Source organism: Rhodanobacter sp. A1T4, assembly GCF_014207185.1.
Lineage (GTDB): Bacteria > Pseudomonadota > Gammaproteobacteria > Xanthomonadales > Rhodanobacteraceae > Rhodanobacter.
This window is the reverse complement of sequence record NZ_JACHCP010000006.1, coordinates 1-21,294: the sequence shown is the minus strand read 5'-3', so window position 1 is coordinate 21,294 and position 21,294 is coordinate 1. Positions and strand designations below refer to the sequence as shown.

Annotated in this window: 26 protein-coding genes and 1 pseudogene; 2 read left to right on the top strand and 25 right to left on the bottom strand. The window is 58.1% G+C overall.

Features of this window, described 5'->3' with window-relative positions:
• Positions 1-8: 8 nt before the first annotated feature.
• From fliP to HDE80_RS22365, 24 genes are all read right to left on the bottom strand, one after another.
• On the bottom strand, positions 9-701 hold the full coding sequence (fliP, locus tag HDE80_RS12965; protein WP_255483741.1) for a flagellar type III secretion system pore protein FliP: 693 nt from the start codon (positions 699-701) through the stop codon (positions 9-11).
• Positions 702-1,151: 450 nt separating this feature from the next.
• Positions 1,152-1,457, bottom strand: coding sequence for a FliM/FliN family flagellar motor switch protein (locus tag HDE80_RS12960; RefSeq protein ID WP_184671527.1), 306 nt, complete (start codon positions 1,455-1,457; stop codon positions 1,152-1,154).
• Positions 1,454-2,260, bottom strand: a complete 807-nt coding sequence (locus tag HDE80_RS12955) for a hypothetical protein (protein WP_221437568.1) — start codon at positions 2,258-2,260, stop codon at positions 1,454-1,456. Before HDE80_RS12955 ends, HDE80_RS12960 begins: the two co-directional genes overlap by 4 nt.
• Positions 2,235-3,407: a flagellar hook-basal body complex protein gene (locus HDE80_RS12950; protein ID WP_221437567.1), complete on the bottom strand. Its 1,173-nt coding sequence runs from the start codon at positions 3,405-3,407 to the stop codon at positions 2,235-2,237. The genes HDE80_RS12955 and HDE80_RS12950 overlap by 26 nt, the downstream gene beginning before the upstream one ends.
• Positions 3,408-3,417: 10 nt before the next feature.
• The gene (locus tag HDE80_RS12945) at positions 3,418-3,834 is read right to left on the bottom strand and encodes a flagellar hook capping FlgD N-terminal domain-containing protein (RefSeq protein ID WP_184671523.1); all 417 of its coding nucleotides are present in this window, start codon (positions 3,832-3,834) and stop codon (positions 3,418-3,420) included.
• A 13-nt stretch (positions 3,835-3,847) separates the two neighbouring features.
• Positions 3,848-4,450, bottom strand: a complete 603-nt coding sequence (locus tag HDE80_RS12940) for a hypothetical protein (RefSeq protein ID WP_184671521.1) — start codon at positions 4,448-4,450, stop codon at positions 3,848-3,850.
• Between the two features lie 218 nt (positions 4,451-4,668).
• Positions 4,669-5,121 carry a hypothetical protein gene (locus tag HDE80_RS12935; RefSeq protein WP_184671519.1) on the bottom strand — a complete coding sequence of 151 codons (453 nt, stop codon included), beginning with the start codon at positions 5,119-5,121 and terminating at the stop codon, positions 4,669-4,671.
• Positions 5,118-6,473 (bottom strand): FliI/YscN family ATPase, encoded by a 1,356-nt coding sequence (locus tag HDE80_RS12930; RefSeq protein WP_184671517.1) that lies wholly within the window; start codon positions 6,471-6,473, stop codon positions 5,118-5,120. Before HDE80_RS12930 ends, HDE80_RS12935 begins: the two co-directional genes overlap by 4 nt.
• Positions 6,470-7,126 carry a FliH/SctL family protein gene (locus tag HDE80_RS12925; RefSeq protein WP_184671515.1) on the bottom strand — a complete coding sequence of 219 codons (657 nt, stop codon included), beginning with the start codon at positions 7,124-7,126 and terminating at the stop codon, positions 6,470-6,472. Before HDE80_RS12925 ends, HDE80_RS12930 begins: the two co-directional genes overlap by 4 nt.
• Positions 7,123-7,497 (bottom strand): hypothetical protein, encoded by a 375-nt coding sequence (locus tag HDE80_RS12920; protein ID WP_184671513.1) that lies wholly within the window; start codon positions 7,495-7,497, stop codon positions 7,123-7,125. Before HDE80_RS12920 ends, HDE80_RS12925 begins: the two co-directional genes overlap by 4 nt.
• Before the next feature lie 77 nt (positions 7,498-7,574).
• Entirely contained in the window at positions 7,575-8,996 is a 1,422-nt protein-coding gene (fliF, locus tag HDE80_RS12915; protein ID WP_184671511.1) for a flagellar basal-body MS-ring/collar protein FliF, read from the bottom strand.
• An 87-nt stretch (positions 8,997-9,083) separates the two neighbouring features.
• Positions 9,084-9,341 carry a flagellar hook-basal body complex protein FliE gene (fliE, locus tag HDE80_RS12910; RefSeq protein ID WP_184671509.1) on the bottom strand — a complete coding sequence of 86 codons (258 nt, stop codon included), beginning with the start codon at positions 9,339-9,341 and terminating at the stop codon, positions 9,084-9,086.
• Between the two features lie 41 nt (positions 9,342-9,382).
• The gene (locus HDE80_RS12905; RefSeq protein ID WP_184671507.1) at positions 9,383-9,805 is read right to left on the bottom strand and encodes a flagellar basal body rod C-terminal domain-containing protein; all 423 of its coding nucleotides are present in this window, start codon (positions 9,803-9,805) and stop codon (positions 9,383-9,385) included.
• 2 nt (positions 9,806-9,807) lie between these two features.
• Positions 9,808-10,179, bottom strand: a complete 372-nt coding sequence (locus HDE80_RS12900; protein ID WP_184671505.1) for a flagellar basal body protein — start codon at positions 10,177-10,179, stop codon at positions 9,808-9,810.
• A gap of 10 nt (positions 10,180-10,189) precedes the next feature.
• The gene (locus tag HDE80_RS12895; RefSeq protein ID WP_184671503.1) at positions 10,190-11,305 is read right to left on the bottom strand and encodes a flagellar basal body P-ring protein FlgI; all 1,116 of its coding nucleotides are present in this window, start codon (positions 11,303-11,305) and stop codon (positions 10,190-10,192) included.
• Positions 11,302-11,808, bottom strand: a complete 507-nt coding sequence (locus HDE80_RS12890; protein ID WP_184671501.1) for a flagellar basal body L-ring protein FlgH — start codon at positions 11,806-11,808, stop codon at positions 11,302-11,304. The genes HDE80_RS12895 and HDE80_RS12890 overlap by 4 nt, the downstream gene beginning before the upstream one ends.
• A gap of 73 nt (positions 11,809-11,881) precedes the next feature.
• A complete protein-coding gene (gene flgA / locus HDE80_RS12885; RefSeq protein ID WP_184671499.1) occupies positions 11,882-12,586 on the bottom strand; it encodes a flagellar basal body P-ring formation chaperone FlgA in 705 nt (234 codons plus the stop codon).
• Positions 12,587-12,588: 2 nt separating this feature from the next.
• Complete coding sequence (locus tag HDE80_RS12880; RefSeq protein WP_184671497.1) at positions 12,589-13,356, bottom strand: flagellar hook-basal body complex protein; 768 nt, start codon at positions 13,354-13,356, stop codon at positions 12,589-12,591.
• Positions 13,357-13,365: 9 nt separating this feature from the next.
• Positions 13,366-14,043, bottom strand: a complete 678-nt coding sequence (locus tag HDE80_RS12875) for a flagellar hook-basal body complex protein (RefSeq protein WP_184671496.1) — start codon at positions 14,041-14,043, stop codon at positions 13,366-13,368.
• A gap of 9 nt (positions 14,044-14,052) precedes the next feature.
• A complete protein-coding gene (locus tag HDE80_RS12870; protein WP_345776448.1) occupies positions 14,053-16,116 on the bottom strand; it encodes a flagellar biosynthesis protein FlhA in 2,064 nt (687 codons plus the stop codon).
• A complete protein-coding gene (locus tag HDE80_RS12865; protein WP_184671492.1) occupies positions 16,113-17,186 on the bottom strand; it encodes an EscU/YscU/HrcU family type III secretion system export apparatus switch protein in 1,074 nt (357 codons plus the stop codon). The genes HDE80_RS12870 and HDE80_RS12865 overlap by 4 nt, the downstream gene beginning before the upstream one ends.
• Positions 17,186-17,950 carry a flagellar biosynthetic protein FliR gene (locus HDE80_RS12860; RefSeq protein ID WP_184671490.1) on the bottom strand — a complete coding sequence of 255 codons (765 nt, stop codon included), beginning with the start codon at positions 17,948-17,950 and terminating at the stop codon, positions 17,186-17,188. Before HDE80_RS12860 ends, HDE80_RS12865 begins: the two co-directional genes overlap by 1 nt.
• Before the next feature lie 6 nt (positions 17,951-17,956).
• Complete coding sequence (locus HDE80_RS12855) at positions 17,957-18,220, bottom strand: flagellar biosynthetic protein FliQ (RefSeq protein ID WP_184671489.1); 264 nt, start codon at positions 18,218-18,220, stop codon at positions 17,957-17,959.
• Between the two features lie 2 nt (positions 18,221-18,222).
• A complete protein-coding gene (locus HDE80_RS22365) occupies positions 18,223-19,356 on the bottom strand; it encodes a tetratricopeptide repeat protein (protein ID WP_184671487.1) in 1,134 nt (377 codons plus the stop codon).
• Positions 19,357-19,762: 406 nt separating this feature from the next.
• On the opposite strand from HDE80_RS22365, the gene HDE80_RS12845 reads away from it, so the two are divergent.
• Positions 19,763-20,158 (top strand): hypothetical protein, encoded by a 396-nt coding sequence (locus tag HDE80_RS12845; RefSeq protein ID WP_184671485.1) that lies wholly within the window; start codon positions 19,763-19,765, stop codon positions 20,156-20,158.
• Positions 20,159-20,172: 14 nt separating this feature from the next.
• Here the strand turns inward: HDE80_RS12845 and HDE80_RS12840 are convergent, their stop codons facing one another.
• Positions 20,173-20,388: a hypothetical protein gene (locus HDE80_RS12840; RefSeq protein ID WP_184671483.1), complete on the bottom strand. Its 216-nt coding sequence runs from the start codon at positions 20,386-20,388 to the stop codon at positions 20,173-20,175.
• Between the two features lie 526 nt (positions 20,389-20,914).
• Between HDE80_RS12840 and HDE80_RS12835 the strand changes: the two are divergent.
• Positions 20,915-21,294, top strand: a pseudogene (locus HDE80_RS12835) (hypothetical protein); the annotation flags it as partial.

Genomic DNA, 21,294 nt, shown 5'->3' with positions numbered 1-21,294 from the left:
CCCTTTGCCTAGGTGTGATAGCCGCTGATAAGTGCCTGTGCCAACAAAGTCCAACCGTTGATCAGCAGAAACAAAAGGATCTTGAGCGGAAGACTGATCGTCGTCGGTGGCAGCATGATCATGCCAAGCGCCATCAGAATGGCTGCCACGACCAGATCGATAAGCAAGAACGGTAGGAAAATAACGAAGCCGATCTGGAATGCCGTGCGCAGCTCGCTCAGCATGAATGCAGGAATCAGTTGCAACGCGCCAACTTCATCGACCGATTTGGGCAGTGTCATCTTTGCCATGCTCACCACGGCTGAGAGATCTTCCTCGCGGGTCTGCCTTATCATGAATAATTTGAACGGCTCAAATGCGCGCGCCACAGCTGTCTGAGCTGGAATTTCTTTTCGCAGATACGGGTCTAGGCCTGCCTGCTTTGCGCTCTGAAAAACGGGATTCATGGAAAACAGAGTCAAAAACATTGCGAGCGTAATCAACACGCTGTTCGGCGGCGTCTGCTGTAACCCCAAGGCGTTTCGCACCAGCGAAAGCACCACGATGATCCGTGTGAACGAGGTAAGTGCGATCACCATCAAGGGAATGAACGAAAGCAGTGAAAGCAACAAGAACGATCGCAGAATCGGTGAATAGTCCTCTCCCGAGGCCCTGGCAATCGCATCTTGAATCGGATCCGCGCACCAGCCTGCGGTCGGCAAAAAAAGCGCGGCAAGCCCGAGCGCACCCCAAACCAGGTATCTCGTGCGACTACTCGGCCTCATCAGGAGCTCCGAGCGTTTCGCTGTGCTGCGGGATCAGTGAAATGCTTGTGCTCGAGCCACGCGCGCTTTCGACAATGAGATAGGCATTTCCGCGGTAGTGAATGACATGTGCGGTTGCCAAAGCACTCAGTCGGCGTGATGAGTGAAGTTGGATGCCATCAGTCGACGCGGACAGCCTTCCACTAGCCGCGGCAGGAATCCAGCCTCGCTGGCGTCCGTACATCAATATGCCGACGAATGCAGCCAGGACCAACACCGTCGCAACAATTGCCACAGCGACCGTGCCTCCGGATATCGCCGAATCCGTCCGATAAGGGATACTCTGCGTCATGGGTGCGGCAAGGAACATGACGTTGCGCCAGGCTCTTACTGTTTTCGTTGCAACGTTCACAGTATCTCTGTCACCTTGAGGCCAAAACAGTCGCCCGCGGCAACCAGCTGTCCACGAGCAATCGGCTTTCCATCAAGTTGCAGCGTCACCGCCGAGTCGAGGTCTGTATCCAGGGCAATGGACTCACCCTTGGTCAGCGAGAAGAGCCGATCCACACTTATCTCGGCACCGCCGAGCACAACATCGAGACGTACGTTCACGTGCCCAAGTAGTGCGAGGTTGCGCTTGATCAATGGTTCGCCCGGCAGAAGCTCGTAGACGGACTCTTCCAGTTCAATCGGTGCGACAAGAACTTCGTTCATGATTTCTTTTCCTGCGAGTTGAGGTCGTCCAATAGGACGGCACGCTGATCACCGCGTCGTTGCAGATAACCGCTTGCCACGACGCCATACCCTTCGATGTGAATCTGCAACGCTTCGTCGAGCCCTCGCTCGCCTACAAGCACTTCACCGACGCGAAGGTCAGAGAGTTGGGCGAGATTGACGGAACCAAAATCCATCGACGCGACAAGTTTTAGTGACACACGCTCGAGCGCCGCCTGTCGCGCCGTCAAGGCAACGCGCTTGCCCATCGAAGGGGGTACCAGTCGATCCATGAATCGCCGATCGAGGGCCAGTGACATGTTGAAGCGCCCAATGGCGATATCGACGACAAACGCTCCCAGCCGCGAGTGCTGCAATCCGCTGGGCACGTCACCCCGGATCAGTTCCGGTGGCTTTCCAGTACCTGCGCGACGATAGATCCTCGACACCAGATCGGTGAGCGCGCGTTCCCCGATGCGCGCTGCCAGCTCAAGATCGTCAATGCTCGAGGTCGCCACCAAATGGCGACCAATCGCACCGAAGTCTTTGTTGCCCAAATGCAAAACCGCCGAACCCACTTCAGTCGTGGCGAGTAACGCGTGTTGCTTGTTGTCCGGCTTCGCATCATCGCTGGCTGCACGCACAGCAACGTCAGCAGCGGCACCGTCGACCCACCACTGATCGGCCCAGTCGGTGAGCTGCGCCGCAAGAAGCGATTGTGCGGCGAAGCGTCGACTCTCGCCGATCCAACCAAAACGTACCTCGCTATCCATGTCCCTAGCCACCGCTCTGCGTTGAGTCATATAGTTGCTGCAGCATGTCGCCAGAGATGGTCATCACACGCGAGCTAGCCTGGTAGCCGCGTTGAATGACGATCATATCCGCGAGCTCCTGGGTCAAATCGACATTGGACATTTCCAGGCTGCTGCCATCGATAGTGCCAAACGCAGATGTTCCTGGGCGGCCAATTTGCGCTGTCTGATTTTGCGGTGGCAGATAGAGGTTTCCTTGAATCGTCTGCAAATCACTTTCATCGGCAAACGTAGCCAGCGCAAGCTGCGGGCCCGCCTTGGTTTCACCATCGCCATAAGTGAGCTGCAGGATGCCGTTCGTATCGAACGATTCGCTGGAAACACCAACGACGCCATGGCCATTCTGAACCTGCGCGGTCAGACTGGTCGCCGACCCGGAGACACTCGTTGCACCACTCAGGGCGTTTGGCGTACCGAAGTTGAAAGCAATCGATTGCGCCGTGCCGCCAGAGGTGTTCGTGACGGCGATGGTGTTCGAACCCGTCGCGGGTGAACCGTCGCCGTTGAATCCAATCGTACCGCTTCCGACGGTGGTTCCACTGCTATTGGTGATCGTGACAGCCCATGTATTTTCACCCGTCTTACCGGTGTACGAGAGCGCAACCGTAAGTGCCTGGGAGTTGCCTTGCGAATCGTAAACGGTGACGTCGCTGACGCTGTCGGTAGTCTGAGCCGTTGATAGGTTTCCGACCATATTGACGGTAGTCGTGGCCTGTGCCGGCAACGTCTTCAGCGAGCTGATATCGATATTGCCAAAGCTACCGGTGGGACTGTATCCCTGTACTAGGTATTGGTTGGCTGAGTCGACAAGTTGACCTGACGAATTGAATTCAAACTGACCTGAGCGTGTGTAATACAGATTGCCTTCCGAGTCCTTCAGCATGAACAATCCATCGCCCTGAATAGCGACATCGGTATCGGTACTGGTCTGTTCGATCTGGCCCTCGGTCGTATCTTGGCCGGTGCCGGCGATCTTCGTACCGTCGTCATCCATAACGTTTTCGAAAAACGAATCGCTTCCGCGAAAACCCGGTGTATTCATATTGCTGATGTTGTTGCTGATCGTATCCAGGCTCTGGGAGAAGCCAAACAGACCCGAGACACTGTTGTACAACGCTTGCATGATTCCGCCGCTCATAGCTTTCTCCTTATGGCGTAACGAGCGTTATTTGCGACAAATTCACACCCGTAACGACGTTGCTACTGGTTGTGACCGTAAGCTGCACACCATTAGTGCTGTATTGAATGCCAGTGACTTTTCCCGTCGTGGTAGAGCCATCCGCATTTGTCAATTGGACCGAATGGGAAAGCAGACCAAGCGACTGGTCGGACGAATCGAGCGTGAGCAGGTTGTTGATACCCGTTATCTGCTCACTCTGCTGCTCAATGCCAACGAACTGAGCTAGCTGCGTGAGAAATTGACTGTTATCGAGAGGCTGCATCGGATCCTGAAACTGCAGCTGACTCACGAAGAGCTGGATGAAGTCCTGCTCATTGATACCTGAATTGCTTAGCGTCGATGGATCGGTCGTGTTCAATGCACTACCAATAGCTGCAACTGACATATCGTTCTTCCCCTTAATTAGCAGAGCGCGAAGACCAGACTTCGCGGCCATTCAACATGATTCTTTGCAATGCAACACCTCGCTCCGACGCTTCACTTCGGAGCGTGTCAACAAGGTGTACTGCCTCGCGATCGCTCATCCGGTAATCGCGAAGCCACGCCACCTTGCCGCCTCCGGGCTGCTGTGTGAAACGCAAGGATCGCTCGGCCCAATACGCTGTCGATCCCGATGTCGCAGATACTTCTGAAACAACCGTGGCTGGCGAGAGGTCGTTGCTCGGTGACTCCATTGCGCTTTGAACTTCCCGCGCCGCCGCCTGAACGGGCGTCGATATGTTGACTGCAGCCGCGCTTGCACCCGCTTGTACGCTTACTGGAGAAACGGGCGCGTCGGTAGCTTTGTCAGCCATCGCAGACGACGGCACGCCATCGTCTGCGGCCTTGGTTGCCAGATCGTCCGACAGCGCGAGTTCGGAGAGATACCCACCAGCCTGCATGTGCAGGCCATAGATGCGGGCACCGACAAGCGTCTCGGTCAGACCTACAGGTGCGACAGTCAGATCCGCCTGAATTCGCGCATCGTTGGATAAGGATGACATGCGCATTTGCTGACCCAAGGCCAGCTCGGTCGCCGCCTGAGATGCACCAGCCACTGCAGTCGATGCTGCCGATCCCTGGCCTCTTGAGCTACTCGCGGCGGCACTCGAGGCAGTGGGTAGACGCGAAGACTCGCGCCGCTCTTCCTTAACGAGTTCGTGCGCGAAATCATGCTTGTTCGAACGCTGACCGTCTCGCTGCGAAACCGGGATGAGACCATCAATCGTCGTAATCGTGGTCATGCGCCCTCCTTGCCGGTTTCCACCCATAGCTCCACGGCTTCTTCCTGCCGCTTGGCGGCGAGTTGATAGGCATCGGCGCCACGTTGGGCATCCAGGCGATCAGCAACCTTCTCCACACGACGGGTAGCGACAACGTTTTCATTTGCACGCGCCACTCGCTCAAACTGGGCGTCATCCAAATGCGTCTGAGCGTGCGTCAACTTTGTTGTCAGTGCCATGCCCAACTCCGACAGCAATGCGTAGCGCGCTACATCCAGACGCGCGTCGTCGATGGCGCATGCGCGAGTAGCTATAGATGCGGCATTGCGCGCGTCAGTCAGGTCATCAACATCCTGATGTCGCGCCGCTTCCTCCCGGGCCGCAACGGCAAGCGCAACACCGGCTCGCACTTCACGCACATGGGCAATGCGCAGCAACACCTCGTAAGCGTGTGTCTTCTTGCCATTCATACACGTACCTGCATGTGACTGCCTACAGCGGCCTCGAGCATCGCGATAGTTTCTTGCAACGATGATGACTGTGACGGGCGCTGCCGCAAACACTCAATGAGCGCCGGGTAAACCGCAATCGCTTCGTCCAGTGCTGGGTTCGCACCAGCCTGGTAGGCGCCCATATCAACCAGATCGCGAGAAGTCTCATAGGTGGAAATGATTGACTTTACGCGTTGAACAAGCAGCTGTTGACGCTCGTCGGCGACCCGTCCGGTGAGACGACTCACGCTCGACAACAGGTCGATTGCGGGCAGTTGACCGCGACTGGCCAGATCGCGCGAAAGCACCACGTGACCATCGAGGATCGCACGCATATGGTCAGCGACGGGTTCGTTCATGTCGTCGCCCTCGACCAGAACACTGTAGATCGCCGAGATCGAACCTCCGGCACGCAGCCGACCACCGCGCTCGAGAATCTGCGGCAGCAAATTGAATACCGATGGCGGATATCCACGAGAGGTCGGTGGTTCCCCTACGGCCAACCCGACTTCTCGCTGCGCCATCGCGAAGCGTGTGATGGAGTCGAGCATCAGCAAGACGTCGAGGCCCTGATCGCGAAAGAACTCCGCGACGGCATGTGCGGCGTGAACGGCGTGGGTCCTGACGAGCGCCGATTGATCGGACGTCGCGACCATCATTACCGACCGCTTGAGCCCTTCCTCACCCAACGACTCGTGGAGAAAATCGCCCACTTCGCGGCCGCGCTCGCCAATCATGGCGACGACAATCACATCAGCATGGACGTGACGAGCCATCATGCCCAACAACGTGCTCTTGCCAACACCGCTGCCGGCGAACACACCCACGCGCTGTCCCTTCGCGATGGGCATGACACCATCGATGGCGCGTACACCTGTTTCGAGCACTTGATCCAACGGCGCACGACACAGGGGATTGATCGGTGGTGACTGAATGTCGCGATAGCCTTCCGGCGTTATTGCCGGGCCGCCGTCCAACGGTTCGCCGAAGGCGTCCAGAACGCGGCCAATCATGCTGCGCGACACGGGTACGCGCAACGTGCGTCTCAGCGCACGAATACGCGCACCCGCCGATACGCCGCGCAGATTGGCAAAAGGCATGAGCAGCACGCGACCGTCGCGGAAGCCCACTACCTCCGCACTGATACTCTTGCTCGAGTCCGACTGACCTGCATCGTGACCATCGATCTCACACAGCTCACCGATTTTCACGTCCGGTCCACTGGCCTCGATCACTAGCCCGTTAAAACCAAGCAGACGTCCGAAATCCTGCGCCAGAGGCGTCTGCTCCAGCGTGGCGCGATAGCGTTCGAGCGTACCGAGTCTGTTCACGGGCGACTGACTCCCAGCGTGTGCAGCATGGCGCCGTATATCGCCGTCAACCGAAGTGCCACCGAACTTTCGGTCAAGCCATGCGCGGTAACCACGCGGCAGTGTCCGGGCGAAAGATCGGTATCGACAGATATCTCAAGGTTTTCGAGATGCTCCGGAAGCGCGGCGCGATCCGCCGGTGCCACGCATATACGCGTCGCTTTGGCCCGATATTCCTGCGCCATGGTCGAGCACAATCGACGCATCAATTGGTCGTCTTCCTGCATCGATCCCAGTGCATGAGTGAGGCTCGCTAACGCAATTTCGAATGACAATCCCTCCATCGATTGGCCATAGCGCTCAATCGCCTCGGCAAGTCCGTCAGTCAGCGCGGCAAGGCCGACTCTCGCGCCCTCAAGCGCAGCCATTTCTGCATCGAACCGCTGACGCAGTTGAAGCTCGAGTTCCTGCAGACGAAGGTCAGCGTCGGCTATGGCGTCGCGTTCGCCTGCTTCAAAACCCTCGCGGTAGCCATCGCGATACGCGACGACATCTTCCTCAACGTCGGTATTGAGCACAATCGGAACCTCGATAGCACTCTGCTCACGCGTGCTCCCGATGCCGCGACGAACGCGGGTCTCGATAATGGCATCGTGTGGCAAACGCCGAATCATCGGACTACTCCTCCGCTGCGTGATGCTTGCGCAGCGTCGCTGAGATAACGTGCCAATTCGTCTGCCAATGAACGTGGGAAGGTGGATGGCAAACGCGTCAACTCATGGCGCACAGAATCTCCACGTGCCTTGACGCACGCGGCCAGATAAATCTCCGCGTGGTCCGGAGCCACAGCCACCAAGATACGTGCCGCCCATGCCGGAGACAGGCGATCGAGCACAACAATCAACACGTCCGGCGGTGGAACCTCCCGGGCAACATAAGTCGGTTCGTCAGCAAGAACGGCCTTGAGTAATTCCGCATCAAGCGTCATATAGCGCTGCGCTTCGTTGATCAAAGGCATCAACAGGCTGCGCCAGCTATCTGGCATGCGCCCAAGCACCCAGCGCCGATCGGCCGGATGCATGGATGCCAGTGCCAATGCAGCCTTTCGCATCCCCGAGGTATTCACCGCTCGACCTCGCTCGCCTCGATCCACTGGCGCAAACGAAGCAACGCCTCTTCCCGCTCGGACAACGTCAGGCGGCGCGGCGTCGACGTGCGGCCGACCATCAGTACTGCAGCGAGCACAGCGAGTACCAAGGCCGTAATCACCGCATAGATCCACCAGTGCTGGCTTGCCTGCAGCGTTGCTGCTGTTGCGTCGACGTCGCTGGCAAATGGCGTTGCCGCATCATCGGGGGTAGCAACGTTGGTATGCGCTGCCGTAGCCGCGGTTGCTACCTGTTCTGGAGGAGCAATGGCGGCAACATCAACCTTATCGCCGCGAGAAGAATCCAAGCCAAGACCTGCCGAAACGACTTCCGTCAGCTTGGTGATCTGCGCTGTCGCCAACGTCGACGGAATGACAATGCCAACGGAAATGCGATCAATGCGTCCGGGCGCCTGATCGATCTCTTCCTGCTCCTGACCGTGGGCGTATTCGATATCACGATCGCTCGTGGACGACCCACCGGCTTTCGTATGGTCTGGATCAGCATCGTCGGCGGTGTGCCCCGTCGAGTCGATCTTCTCGTGGACCAGCAGACCGTTACCGTCCTTACCCTGGGCGATCAACTGCTGGCGCACGTGTTTGACGTGGTCGTAATTGAGCCTCACATCCACCGACACCGTAAAGTTGTCGGTAAGCAGGACACGGTGCAATATCTCGCCAATACGTGTACGCAACTGGTTCTCGAGCTGCGTCTGTGCGTCCAGGCTGTCGCTGTTGAGAGCCCCGCTCTGGCCAACGGCGGAATATCCCGACAACACCATCCCCTTGTCATCGATGACTACAACCGATTCCGGCGTCAGTCCATCCACGGCCGAGGCGACCAGGCGCTGAATGCCCGCTACCTCGCGTGCGTCCAAGTGTTTGTCGGGGCGAAGACTCAACGTCACCGATGCCTTGGATGGATCCTGATCCGGTTGAAACAGATCGGTTCGCCGAATCGTCATATGCACACGCGCTGATGCAACTTCTTCCAGCGAGGCGATGGTACGTTCCAGTTCACCCTGCAGTGCACGTTGGAAGTTCACTTTCTGGGCAAATTCGGTGACGCCGTAATCGGAGTCCTTGAACAATTCGAAGCCGACGCTGCCACCCTTTGGAATGCCCTGCGAGACAAGCTTCATACGCGTCTCGTAGACCTGCTCTTCGGGAACGAGAATCGATTTGCCCTCATCACTCAGACGATAAGGCACCTGCATCTGCGCCAGGGTCGTCGTGATTTCTGCAGCATCCGCTTCGCGCAGATCGCGAAAAAGCACGCCATAGGGCGGATGTGCGATCCACCACACCGTCAGGCCAATCACCGCGGCAATGACCAATATACCGACGCCGAAGCTAATGCGCGCGCGAGTGGACATGGATGAAAAAAACTGCTGCATACAAACTCCGAAAATCCCTTATCACCGTTCCCCAACACTCCCCGGCCGCTTCTGTGGCGCAATACCGGACAGGCGTAATCCCCCTGATCAAACCTGCATATTGGTCAGGTTTTGATAGGCATCAATTATTCGATTGCGTACTTCGACGGCAAATTGAAGTTTCAGATGCGCGTGTTCCATCGCGATCATCACGTCCTGCACCGGGATATCCTGCCCGGCCGCCAATGCTCGCGTGGCGGCATCAGCCTGATTGAGACTTACGTTCACCTGATCCAGTTCGGCACCAATCGTTTGCATAAACGCAGGGCCTGACGGGTTCATCACCGTGATCGCCGTCTCCGGCATTTCGATCGGACTGATGGAAACACTGTGGATCGGCATTACGTTCATGAACCACCCCCGATATCAAGGGCATGCAGTGCCATTCCGCTGAGCGTATTGAAGGCACGCACGTTGGCCTCGTAAGCCCGGCTTGCCTCCATGAGCGTGCTCATTTCGTCAACCATGTCCACGCGCGGAAAACTCACCATGCCGTTCTTGTCGGCGGCAGGGTCTGCCGGATCGTGCTCCTGGCGCTCGATTGCATCCGTGGCAACCATGACAGGTTCCGACGGCACGCTGTGCCCGGTAGCACCGATGGCCGAGTCAAAGTCCGCGCCGTAGGGTGCAGTGACGTGCATGAGACGCGCAGCATGCCCAGGGGCATTGGCGGTATTGGCGATGGCGATGTTGTGACTGGCAGCTTCCAGACGCAGGCGCTCGAACTCGAGACCGAAGCGCGTGGCAGCGAAAATCGAATCGACAACCATGATCAGTCCCTCCCGGACATGGCAAGTTGCATCAATGCAAAACGACGTGACATCAGCGTGGTCAGCGTCTGAAAGTCGACGTTGGCGGTCTGTAGCTCTGCCACTTCACGATCCAGGCTCACGGGAACCGTCGGATCAGGATCTGCCGCATGCACAGATGCACCCAGCGAATGGGGCGTAATCGCGCCCAACCGATCCGTATCCATCGAGGGTTGCTCGGCAGCCTGGCGTAGTAGTCCTGTCGCCTGCGCAAAATCGGCGCGCTGCAAGCGAAAACCGGGAACATCAGCGTTGGCGATATTGGTGCTGGCCACTTCCGCACGCACCCGCGCCATCGCGGTTCCCAGCCGCAAAACTTCGGTCGTCAAATCCATGTATGTCCCCTCATTGGATTACCAATTCGCCGTGCAGCGCACCAGCGTCCTTGATTGATTGCAAAATCGTGATCACGTCACGGGTAGTGAGATGGATTGCGCGCAGCGCACCAATGAGGTCGGCAACGGTCGCGCCATCGCGAATCGTTACCGACCGCGCTTCCGGATCCTGCACGTTGATGTTGGCCTGCGGTACGACCGCAGTACCGATGTTGCGCGACGGGTTGACCAACACGCCGTCAGGCTGCGACACCAGATAGTCCGTCTGCACCTGGATGCGAAGATCGCCTTGCGAAATGGTTACCGCACCCAGGCGGACGTTGCCACCTGAGACCACCGTACCCGTGCGCTCGTTCACCACCACACGCGCGATTTGGTCTGGCGTAACCTGGACGTTCTCGATCATGGAAATAGCGCGCACCAAATCCTGCGGCGGCGCAGAGAATGTCACGCGCACCTTGCCCGCGTGCTCAGCGACAGCCTCCACCCCAGCGTTGCGACGCAGCGACTCGGCGATCCGTTCGGCGGTAGTGAAATCGGGCTGGTACAGCACAACATCGAGCGTGCGGCCATCCTCGGCCAAACCGAGCGGCGCTTCACGCTCAACGGTGGCACCATCCGGTACACGTCCGACAGTGGGATGATTTTTCTGCTCTGAGCTGCCGAAGGCCCTGACTTCGTAACCACCGACCGACAGTGCACCTTGGGCCAGCGCATAAAGTTTACCGTCCGGTCCATCCATCGGCGTCAGCAGCAAGATGCCGCCACTCAAGCTGCGCGCATCACCGAGCGAAGATACCGACACATCCAGCTTCTGACCGGATTCCGCAAACGGTGGCAGCGTCGAGGTCACCATGACCGCTGCGACGTTCTTGCTGTCGAGGTCGTCCGGATTGATATTGACGCCAAAGTGGCTGAGCGTGTTTGCCACCGACTGAATGGTCAAACGATTCTTCGAAGAGTCGCCGGTCCCCGCCAGACCAATGACCAGACCGTAGCCGGCAAGCGCGTTATCGCGCACACCCTGGACACGCGCAATTTCCTTGAGACGTACGCTGTCTGCATCGGCCCAAACGGTCGGCGCGATGAGAAAGACGAGCAGAAAAACGGCAAGGAGACGTTTCATATGAGTCCCAACCAGCGCGTGATGCGATAGAGAATGCTATGCCGCTGTGCGGTGGAAATATCGCCGTTGCCGGTGTACTGGATATTCGCTTCGCTTATGCGATTGGAGCGAATGGTGTTATCCGGCGAGATATCCTCTGCGCGCACCAGGCCGGTGAGTACAAACTGTTGTTTCTCACCATTGATGGCCACGGTCTGCGCACCATGGATACGCAACATGCCGTCGCCCTCAATAGCGGTTACCCGCACGGCAAGCTGTGCCTGCAGACTGCCTGCACGGGTCGTATTCCCTTGCCCGGCATCGTCACCAGACAGTCCAAGGCCGTAAGTGTGCGTGCCGTTATGCGTCTGCGTGTTGGCACCCAACTTGACACTCCCGCCGGCATCGGTATTGGCACTGGCCGTTGCCGTCGCTGTCTCCGTGACGACCACGGTCAAGGTATCGCCAACCTCGTGCGCACGATGGTCTGCGGCCAGACCCCGATACGTATCAGGGTCAATCATCGAGCCTGGTGATGTCTGCGCGTGTACTGTCCAAGCAACAAGCACGGTCATCAAGCAGGCAAACAGACGGTATTTATTCGACAACTTCGACCACTCCCTTGTTAGTGATGCGGGCATCAACGGGCGCTTCTCCGCCATCGACCAGCACCGACACGGTGTCGCCGGTGTTGCCTCGTCCGATCGCCGTGCCCTTGGTTTGCATGTGAATGGAGCCAAATGCTGCGTCGACCTCAACGCGCTGGCGCCGATCGACATCCGGTATAGGCTCGAAATCTTCGCGTGATACAGCACTGCCGGCCGCTACTGAATGACGCAGGCGCATACCGTTCAATTGACTGGGATCGGTGACGAGATCGCCCTGAACCGCTGCGACGTCCTCATCATGCGGCGCAAACTTGAGTGAACTCGCAGCTGTGCCTGGCGGCGTGTCCGCGACATAGCTCAAAACATCATGGTGAAGACTCAGCGCGAACCAAACCGTCGCCGACCGAACTACTTGTCCATCGACACTGACGTCGACCGGCACGCTGACTCGCGCCCGCGGCCAACGCCCCGTTGGCGGCCGCACTGTCAGCGCGAGTTTGCCCGGCAAAACCATCGCGTCTTCCGGTGTGCCGACCAGCGACACCTGCGCGGCGGCGGCATCTCCACCGAGGCGTAACATCAACTGCGCGCGCGCTGCCTCCACGATTTGCGCAGATGCGACACGCTGCAACGCCGGCAGAGCCGACGCCTGCAACGGTGCACTTAGCAAAACCGCAAGGAAGACGATGCGCATGATCACTGACGCAAGTTGTTGATCGTGTCGAGAATCTGATCGGAGGCCTGCAACACGCGTGCATTCAGCTGATAGGCGCGTTGGGCAATCACCAACGTGGACATCTCACTCACCATGTCGACATTCGAACCTTCCAGGGAGCCCTGCAGGATCGAACCGACGCCGCTGTCATTTGGCTTGCCGACACTCGGATCACCGGACGCCTGCGTCGGCATGTAGTTATTGCTGCCTACCGATTGCAAACCTTCCGCTGAAGGGAAGGTGCTTAGCTCGAACGTGCCCAGTAGCGTCTGGCTCGTGCTGTTGCCAACCGTCGCATAGATCTGACCGTTCTGGTTGATCTGGATATTGCTGGCATCAGGCGGAATTTGAATATCCTGCGCGAGGCGATTGCCGGTGGTGGTCGCCAGATAACCGCCACTGTCGACGTGCAACTGGCCGTCGCGGGTGTAGAGGTGATTGTTATTGCCATCGACAACTTCGAGAAATCCCTCGCCCTGAATGCCGATGTCCCATGTGTTACCGGTCTGCGACATCTGCCCCTGCGAAAACACCGAACTCGTCGACGTGATTTCAGTACCCGCACCGGTGTGCTGCGGACTGAGACCCGCCTGTACTTCCGCCGGCGAGATCACAGCAATGTCACCAAACGAAACGCGCTGGCTCTTGAAGCCCGGCGTCTGCATGTTGGAAATATTGTTGGACAATGTATCGATTTGCGTCTGCTGACTCTGCAGACCGGATGTAGCGATATAGAGTGCGTCGATCATGTTCAGTCCTTAGGAGTTTTCGCCGAGATGGTTGATGCCTGATTGCATGGCTTCGTCATACGCCTGGATGGCGCGCTGTACTGACTGGGCATGACGGGTGAGCGACATGAGCCGTACGATTTCTTCGCCGGGGTCCACGTTGGACTGCTCAAGCGCGCCCTGGTGAATGCTGCCGTTGAAGTCCGCTTCGGCGCCTGCGTAGCTATAGAGGCTGTCGCCTGCTTCACGCAGCGCAGTCGGATCGGCGACACCAACGACACGCAGCGTATCGACGCTATCGTTGCCGTCAAAAATCTCGCCGGTCGCGGTGATGCGCACGTGGGCCTGCTTGAGCGTGATGTTCCCGGACTGCCCCTGTACCGGGTGGCCAGCAGCGTCAACCAACTGCTGATCCGAATCGATATGAAATTGACCGTTGCGCGTCAGCATTTCCTTGCCGTTGGCATCAACGACAAAAAAACCCGGGCCTTCAATCGCAACATCGAGGGAATGCCCCGTTGTCGAGCGGCTACCGTCGGCGAGATTCAGGCTGGGAAGCGAATCGAGCGTGCCCGTCTTGAAGTCGGTCTTCAGTCGCTCAGTGCGATAGCCCGCCGTACGCATGTTGGCGACGTTCTGACTCAGCACATCCAGCGACTCGACATCGTTGCTGAGATAACGCGCAATTCCTGAAACGATGTTGCTCATACGGGCTCCTTATGCAGCAACCGCGGTGGCGGTCACGGTTCCAAACGCCTTGACCATCACGGTCGAGGGCACTTCATTGATACCCAGTACCGTCACGTGCGGAAGGCTGCGCTGGATCAGCGCACGCAAATGCCGACGAACTACGCTGGGACATAGCAATACAGGCAAATGATTGCGCGCCATCATCGCTTCGGACTGCTTCGCCAGACCGCCAAGCAGCGCATCGAGCTGACCTACGTCACTCACCAATGCACCCGCGCCCTCGCGCTGGCGCACGGCCGAAACAATCGTCCGCTCAAGCTCGGGCGCCAGCGTCAAGACATGCAGCTCACCTTGCGCGTTGCTGACACGCTGGCAAATGGCCGGCCCGAGGCGTTCGCGCACACGCTCGACGAGATCGTCATTCTGTTTAAGCGTCTTGCCTGCATCGACCAGCACTTCGAGAATGGTCTCGACATTGCGGATGCTGACCTGCTCGCGAAGCAGCTGCTGCAGGACCTTCTGCACGTCGGAGTACGACATCACCCCTGGAACCAACTCATCGACGAGCGAGGCTTGTTGTTCGCGCACACGTGCCACCAGCCGCTCGGTCTCAGCACGCGTCAGCAATTCGGGCGCCTGCCGTTTCGCCACTTCACCCAGATGGGTAATCAGCACAGTCTCAGGGTCGACTAACGTATAGCCGGCACCACGTGCGTATTGACGCTGTTCGGGATCGATCCATTGCGCAGGTAGACCGTAGGCAGGATCACGCGTGTCGCGCCCTTCCAATTTCGGTCGCTTGCCACCGGGGTTGATGGCGAGCAGTGCATCGAAACGCAATTCGCCGCGCCCAACGCGTGAACCTTGCACGACGATTTCGTAAGCGTCTTCGGGAAGCGACGAACCCTGGATCAATTTGACTTTTGGCAGAATGAAGCCGCAGTCCATGGCGAACTGCTTGCGGAACGTACTAATGCGATCACCCAGATCAAGGCCGCGCGCCTTATACGTTGCAGCGATGCCGGTGCCCAAATGAATCTCGATCGGCTCGATGGTGAGCATGCGATAAAGATCTTCTTCGTCACGCTTGACCACGGGCTCAGGCGTTTCATCTTTTGGTGCTGATGACGTCGCGCCGGATCGTATCGCAAAGAAAATCAGCCCACCGACACCAGCCAGCACGAGCAGCACTGGCCACACAGGCAGGCCTGGCAGCAGCAACAATCCCGATAACGACAACGCAACGATCAGCAGCGTACGTGGATTGGATAGCACCTGTTTCGAAATCTCGGTGCCCAACTGCGCATCCGACGCAGCGCGAGTGATGATGATGCCGGTAGCCACCGCGATGACCAACGAGGGAATCTGCGTGACGATTCCGTCACCTACCGTCAGCAGCGTATAACGGTGTGCAGCATCCGCCCACGGCAGGCCGTGCTGCACCATGCCGACGGCGAGGCCACCGATGATATCGATCATGATGATCATGATGCCGGCGATAGCATCGCCCTTGACGAACTTGGTGGCTCCGTCCATGGCTCCGTAAAAGCTGGCTTCCTTTTCGACATAGCTACGACGGCGCTTCGCCTCGTGCTCATCGATAAGCCCCATATTCATGTCGGCATCGATACTCATCTGCTTGCCGGGCATGCTATCGAGTGTGAAGCGTGCAGCCACTTCCGCTACACGTTGCGCACCGCTGGTCACCACCACGTACTGCACGACAACAAGAATCAGAAACACCACCAAGCCGATGACATAATTCCCGCCAATGACGTACGCGCCAATCGCGTTGATCACACGTCCCGCGTTGCCGTTATCCAGAATCAGACGCGTGGCGGAGATGTTCAGCGCAAGACGAAACAGCGTGGTGATAAGCAACAATGAGGGAAACGTTGAGAAGCTGAGCGGCGTGTCAGTGAAGAACGTAATCAACAACACCAGCAATGCACTAGTGAAGTTCAGAACGAGAAGAAAGTCGAGCAGCCCTGCGGGGATCGGCGTAAATAGAATGACCAGGATCGCGATCATCCCCAACACGAGAATCACGTCGCGCTTGCCACTCCATAGCTGGCCAAATAGCGTATTCACGAGAAAATCCTGTTGCCGGGAAGCTTCATCAACCAGCGGTAAATAGGCGCCAACGGCTTGTACAGATGCTGAGGCACGGCACGGTCCACCTTGCATTCGCGATAGAGCGCACGCGCCAGCTCCGGCGAGCGCAGGCAGGGCACGCCGTTCTGTGAGGCGATCAATCGAATCCGTGCGGCCACAGCGTCGCTACCCTTGGACAACACCAGCGGCGAACGCATGGTCTTGGGTCGGTACTTCAGTGCAATCGCCAGATGGGTAGGATTGGTGAGCACCACATCGGCTTCCGGTACGCGTCGTACCGAGCGCGAGTGCTTCATCAGGTCCGCCATCAATCGCTTGCGACGATGACGAATATCCGGATCGCCATCGCGACGTTTGCTCTCATCCTTGATGTCGCGCCGACTCATACGCAACTTGCGAATGTATTCGCGTCGCGTGAACCACAAATCGAACAACGCAACGAAGGCCAACAGCACCAAAATCCACGTTGTGACCTGAACATAAGTCGAGCGCAAAAGCTCACCGACGCTTGATGGTGCGCTGAGCGCCGCGGCCTGCACTTTGTTCTCGATACTCGACGCCACCGCCCAGGCCAGCGCACCAAGCAACCCAAGCTTGACGCACAACTTGATGAGCTCCCATATCAGACGCAACGTAAAGAGTCGCTTGGCGCCCTGCACTGGATTAAGGCGTGTGAAATCGGGCTTGAGTGGCGTCGTGCTGAAGTTTGGCCCGGTCTGCATGAGGTTGCCGACCACGGCAGCGATGAGCACAGCGAGCATCAGCGGCATCATTGCCTGCCACACCGGCTGAAAGGTTTGCTGCAGCCAGCGCATCAAGCTCGCCGATGGCGCTGGCGCGTTGCCTGCCATCAGCAAGGTCTTTCCAAATGAACGGGCCAGCGCGGCGACCACTTCATGGCAGCACGCGGCAAAGGTGATGCTAAAGACGATGATCACCACCACACCGCTCAGATCGGCGCTGCGCGGAACCTGCCCGCGCTCGCGGGCCTCCTGCATCTTGTGAGGCGTCGGCTGTTCGGTCTTGGTCTGCTCACTCTCGGACATCAGTGCGCCCCCAAGGGTGAGAACATCGAAAACGCATCGCGATACAGACGCTCGATCAACGGCGGCGCGAAGCGTAAAGACCCGGCCAAAAGAATGAATCCGGCGGTGACCTTGATCGGCAAAGCAACAAAGTAGACGTTCGCCTGCGGCATCGAGCGACTCGCGTAGGCAACCGCCAGATCGATCGCGAATAACCCCAGCATCGTCGGTGCCGAAACCATCAACCCCAGCATGAACTGCGAAGACAGCTTCGCCATGAAGGTGTCTGGCGATATCAGAAGCGTGCCGCTGCCGAGAGGCACGACGTCAATCGATTCGACCATCCCACGCAACAGCAAAAGATGCAGGCCAAGGCTGAAGAACACCATCATGCCAGCCCACTGAACGACGGTACCGGCCAACGACTCGGTTGCATGCGACGAGGGATTGAAGATGTTTGCCGCAGCAACACCAGACTGCAGATCCAGCACGCGCGAAGAGAAGCTGAGTGCGGCGGCCGGCAAAACGACGGCCAGGCTGAGGCACAGGCCAAGCACACCCTCGCCCAGCATCGCGAGAACAAACGGCAGCGGCATGTCGGGAGTCAGGCGCTGAATCGGCGATTTGTTCACCGATACGGCAATGACCGTGAGGGCTATCAGGATACTCATACGCACCGATGCCGGCACCCAGTTGAAGGGCGTGAACGCAGGCACCATCAGCAGCGGTGCAAAACGCGCCATGGCTAAAAGAAAAGCACCGATTAGTACGTCCACTGTACCCACGTCAGATCACATCCCTGCAATGAGCCCAAATAGACGTTTCGAGAATTCAACAACGATCGCCATCATCCAGGCCCCGGTCATGAGAAACATCGCCACGACCGTGATGAGTTTGGGGATGAATGTCAGCGTCATCTCCTGAATCTGCGTCACCACCTGCAGAATGGAAATCACCACACCGACCACCAGCGTCGCCAACAAAATGGGCGCGGAGATCTTCGCTGCTGTGAGCAGTGTCTCGGCCAACAGATGCATTGCGGTATCGCTATCCACTCTCAGCTCCTCGGGCGCACGATGTCGCGCAGGCGGTAGAGGAAGTCGATGGATACGCCTACCGCCGGACCGCGCGTAGTGAGCAACGCACTCTGCACAACCTCTACAGCTGCCTCGGTATCGCCGTCATCCAGTAAAAGCACGCTACGCGCGTACAACGCTGAGCGACCTTTCGGATCGAGCCGGGTCGCGCGTTTGATCGATTCTTCTGCCTGCGCGCGCTCGCCACGCAGGGCAAAGACCAACGCGAAGCCGCCGTGTGTTTCGCCGAACGTTCGGTCAATCGCAAATGCGCGATCGAAGCTGCGTTTGGCACCGGACAAGTCGCCCTGGATCAGCTGACACCACGCCAGCGCATGCCAGGTGCCGATGTGGTCGGGTATTTCTACCGACGCCCGTTCAAGCAACCCATGCGCCGCAGGAATATCGCCGCGCAACATCAGACATTGACCGAGTCCCAATAGCGCGCGCCCTGAGCGCGGGTGATCAGTGAGGACATGTTCGAACGTTTCGGTCGAGACCTGCGTTTGCTGGTCCCATAGCGCGACCGTCCCGCGTACAAGCGCGGCTTCATGCTGCTGAGGATCGAGTGCAAGCGCCTTCTCAGCCTCGCTCGATGCACGCGTCGTGTCGCCTGCATCGAGGAGAACCAGTGCGCGCACGCCATGAATTTCAGCCTGACGTGCACCGCCCGAAAGCGATGCGAGTGCATCGAGCGCAGCATCAAATTGTTGTAAACGATGAAGAATGCGCGCCTTCAACAGCCCGATGGCGACGCCATCTTCGCCAGCAGAGTCTGCACGCCCCAACGTCGCCAGCGCCTTGTCAGGCTGGCCCAATACCAGTTGCGCGTACGCCACATCATGCGTGACGCCCGCGGGTACGTCGGGCATGTTTTCGATGAGAGGCTGAAGGATTTCAACAACTTCCGCGCTCTCACCACGCAACATCGCGCAACGTGCTTCGCGGAATTTCACCGCAGGTAGCCGTCGAAGTTCCTGAGGCGCAAGACGAATCCGCGTCACCGCATCGTCGACGAGATCTGCGGACAACAGCTCATCCAGCAAGTCGCACAGCAGACTTGGATTGGATGGATCCTGATCGGCGAAATGCGATAGTTGAGTGGCGCGATTCACAGCGCACCCCTAAACTTTTCGCAGGAACTCACGATAAGACTATAGAGCGGAGCGGACCGAGATCCGTTCTGCAAGGTAATACACGACAACACGACGACTGCTCCTTGCGCTTGCACGTCTGACGTACGAGCGCCCCTGTTTCCCCTACTCCTCAGCCTCTCGATACACTGACGTGCGTCAAAAATCGACCACGAGCACCTGGCTGTCGCCCCTCTAATGTAGGAGTGCTTATTGTGAAGTGTCAACCATATTTTCACGTACGTTATGGTGTAGGCAAGCCCTGCAGCAGTGGAGAATTGATCGCCACGGCTCTTTTCAACGCGTAGCTTGCAACAAACGGATATTATTTTTGTTCTCGACTCAGTTTGTCTCGCTCTAAATTTTTCTCGACAGGAAATCTGTTTTCATGGCAACCGATCGCATTTCATCGACCGCTTCGTTAGTCGAACGCATGAGGGCCTTGGCCAGCGAACGAACTCGTGAAACCGGGCGTGGCGGAGTAGCGGGGAGCAAGCAGAACGCAGACAAAAACCCGGCCGGTGTTCAGTCAAAAGAACCTGCCGAAGCGCTGCGTCACAGGTTGCGTGATCTCTTGAAAACGACCGATCAGACGGACGTAAAAGCGGCAGCACAAGCGCGCGATAGCGCTGTTCGCGAGATACTTTTATGGGAGTTTGGTAGCGACTTCCGCACTGACTCGCAGTTTTTGCCGATGGTGGATGCGATCACCAAGACGCTGGATGCTGACCCTGGTTTTACTGCGCGCTTCGGCGAGCTCGTCGAAGGGCTTAAAAGCACTTAGGGCCGTGTGATTCGCTAAGCAATGCTTGAAGAACCCTCATTGTGAAGTGAAAAGTTAGGGGGATTACCCTCGCTCTGGGTCTGATCGATCGCGTAGTCGGTTTCGGCCAGCTCATTGCGCGTGTCGTACACCAGCCGCTGGAGCATCACGTCACCGGTGCCATAGGTCTTTATTTTTGGCTCGCTGACGACGCTATAGGCACTGCTGTTGATCGTGGTGCGTACCACCACGTTCCGGCTACATCGTATTGATTGCCGACCGAGGACGCGTCGCCGTGATCGCGACATGGCCGTTGACCAACGCATCGTTCACCGGCACGCGGCTGTCTGCGTCGTAGGTGAACCAGGAACTCTGGGATATTAAGTGTCGTGGCGACGGCGGCCTGGGCGGTTACCGTCTTCGCCAATTAACTACCTCCATCCCCTTTTCCGCGCATGCTGCTTACGCAGTAAGTAGGTCAGTACCCGTTGCGTCGATCGCGCGCGGCGGTTGACACCACCGACCTGCGATAGCAGACTCGATTTCAAGGAGCGTAGAAACTCCCTCTCATAGCGGTCCCACCTCCGACAAACCGGTGGTTTTTTTGTGCCTACGTGTGTTGTAGGTGCAACCGACGCGATGCCTGCGTCGGGAGGGCGGCTAATACAACACCCTTCGGGGAAATACGCCCGCCGGCTATGAGCGGTTTCTAACCTCCCGACTTCCCGTCCGGCGTCATGCCGTGGACGGGCGATGCTACGGAACCAGGAGGCGACCATGTCAACGTTCGATTCAGATGATCGGGAAACGATGGGTTATTTTCTGCCGGAAGATAGCCAGCTCCGGCTGACGAAGCTGCGCGAGTACGCCGAGTTCCTTTCGCACATAGCGCAACCGCGCACGGCGGACGTGGCGCAGGAATGGATCCCCGAGATTCGCGTGGGCGAAGTGGCGATCTGCCTGGAATTGCTGGCGGAGCAGATGGGGCTCGTGCTGGACGACCTCTCGTTTCCAGCCTACCGGTCCGAAAGCGAGGCGGAGCCTGCGGTCGACGCGAAGCTTGAAGCCGCGGAGGTGATGCCCGGCGATGCGGGTGGGCGCTACCTCTTCGGCATGACCCTGGATCAGGTCGATACGCTCAACCAGCTGATCGACAT

Bases quoted from the DNA above. Each gene is read 5' to 3' on its own strand.
- HDE80_RS12960 (WP_184671527.1), bottom strand. From the start codon at position 1,457: ATGAACGAAGTTCTTGTCGCACCGATTGAACTGGAAGAGTCCGTCTAC.
- HDE80_RS12955 (WP_221437568.1), bottom strand. From the start codon at position 2,260: ATGACTCAACGCAGAGCGGTGGCTAGGGACATGGATAGCGAGGTACGT.
- HDE80_RS12950 (WP_221437567.1), bottom strand. From the start codon at position 3,407: ATGAGCGGCGGAATCATGCAAGCGTTGTACAACAGTGTCTCGGGTCTG.
- HDE80_RS12945 (WP_184671523.1), bottom strand. From the start codon at position 3,834: ATGTCAGTTGCAGCTATTGGTAGTGCATTGAACACGACCGATCCATCG.
- HDE80_RS12935 (WP_184671519.1), bottom strand. From the start codon at position 5,121: ATGAATGGCAAGAAGACACACGCTTACGAGGTGTTGCTGCGCATTGCC.
- HDE80_RS12925 (WP_184671515.1), bottom strand. From the start codon at position 7,126: ATGATTCGGCGTTTGCCACACGATGCCATTATCGAGACCCGCGTTCGT.
- HDE80_RS12920 (WP_184671513.1), bottom strand. From the start codon at position 7,497: ATGCCAGATAGCTGGCGCAGCCTGTTGATGCCTTTGATCAACGAAGCG.
- fliF (WP_184671511.1), bottom strand. From the start codon at position 8,996: ATGCAGCAGTTTTTTTCATCCATGTCCACTCGCGCGCGCATTAGCTTC.
- fliE (WP_184671509.1), bottom strand. From the start codon at position 9,341: ATGCCGGAGACGGCGATCACGGTGATGAACCCGTCAGGCCCTGCGTTT.
- HDE80_RS12905 (WP_184671507.1), bottom strand. From the start codon at position 9,805: ATGGTTGTCGATTCGATTTTCGCTGCCACGCGCTTCGGTCTCGAGTTC.
- HDE80_RS12900 (WP_184671505.1), bottom strand. From the start codon at position 10,179: ATGGATTTGACGACCGAAGTTTTGCGGCTGGGAACCGCGATGGCGCGG.
- HDE80_RS12895 (WP_184671503.1), bottom strand. From the start codon at position 11,305: ATGAAACGTCTCCTTGCCGTTTTTCTGCTCGTCTTTCTCATCGCGCCG.
- HDE80_RS12890 (WP_184671501.1), bottom strand. From the start codon at position 11,808: ATGATTGACCCTGATACGTATCGGGGTCTGGCCGCAGACCATCGTGCG.
- flgA (WP_184671499.1), bottom strand. From the start codon at position 12,586: ATGCGCATCGTCTTCCTTGCGGTTTTGCTAAGTGCACCGTTGCAGGCG.
- HDE80_RS12880 (WP_184671497.1), bottom strand. From the start codon at position 13,356: ATGATCGACGCACTCTATATCGCTACATCCGGTCTGCAGAGTCAGCAG.
- HDE80_RS12875 (WP_184671496.1), bottom strand. From the start codon at position 14,043: ATGAGCAACATCGTTTCAGGAATTGCGCGTTATCTCAGCAACGATGTC.
- HDE80_RS12865 (WP_184671492.1), bottom strand. From the start codon at position 17,186: ATGTCCGAGAGTGAGCAGACCAAGACCGAACAGCCGACGCCTCACAAG.
- HDE80_RS12845 (WP_184671485.1), top strand. From the start codon at position 19,763: ATGGCAACCGATCGCATTTCATCGACCGCTTCGTTAGTCGAACGCATG.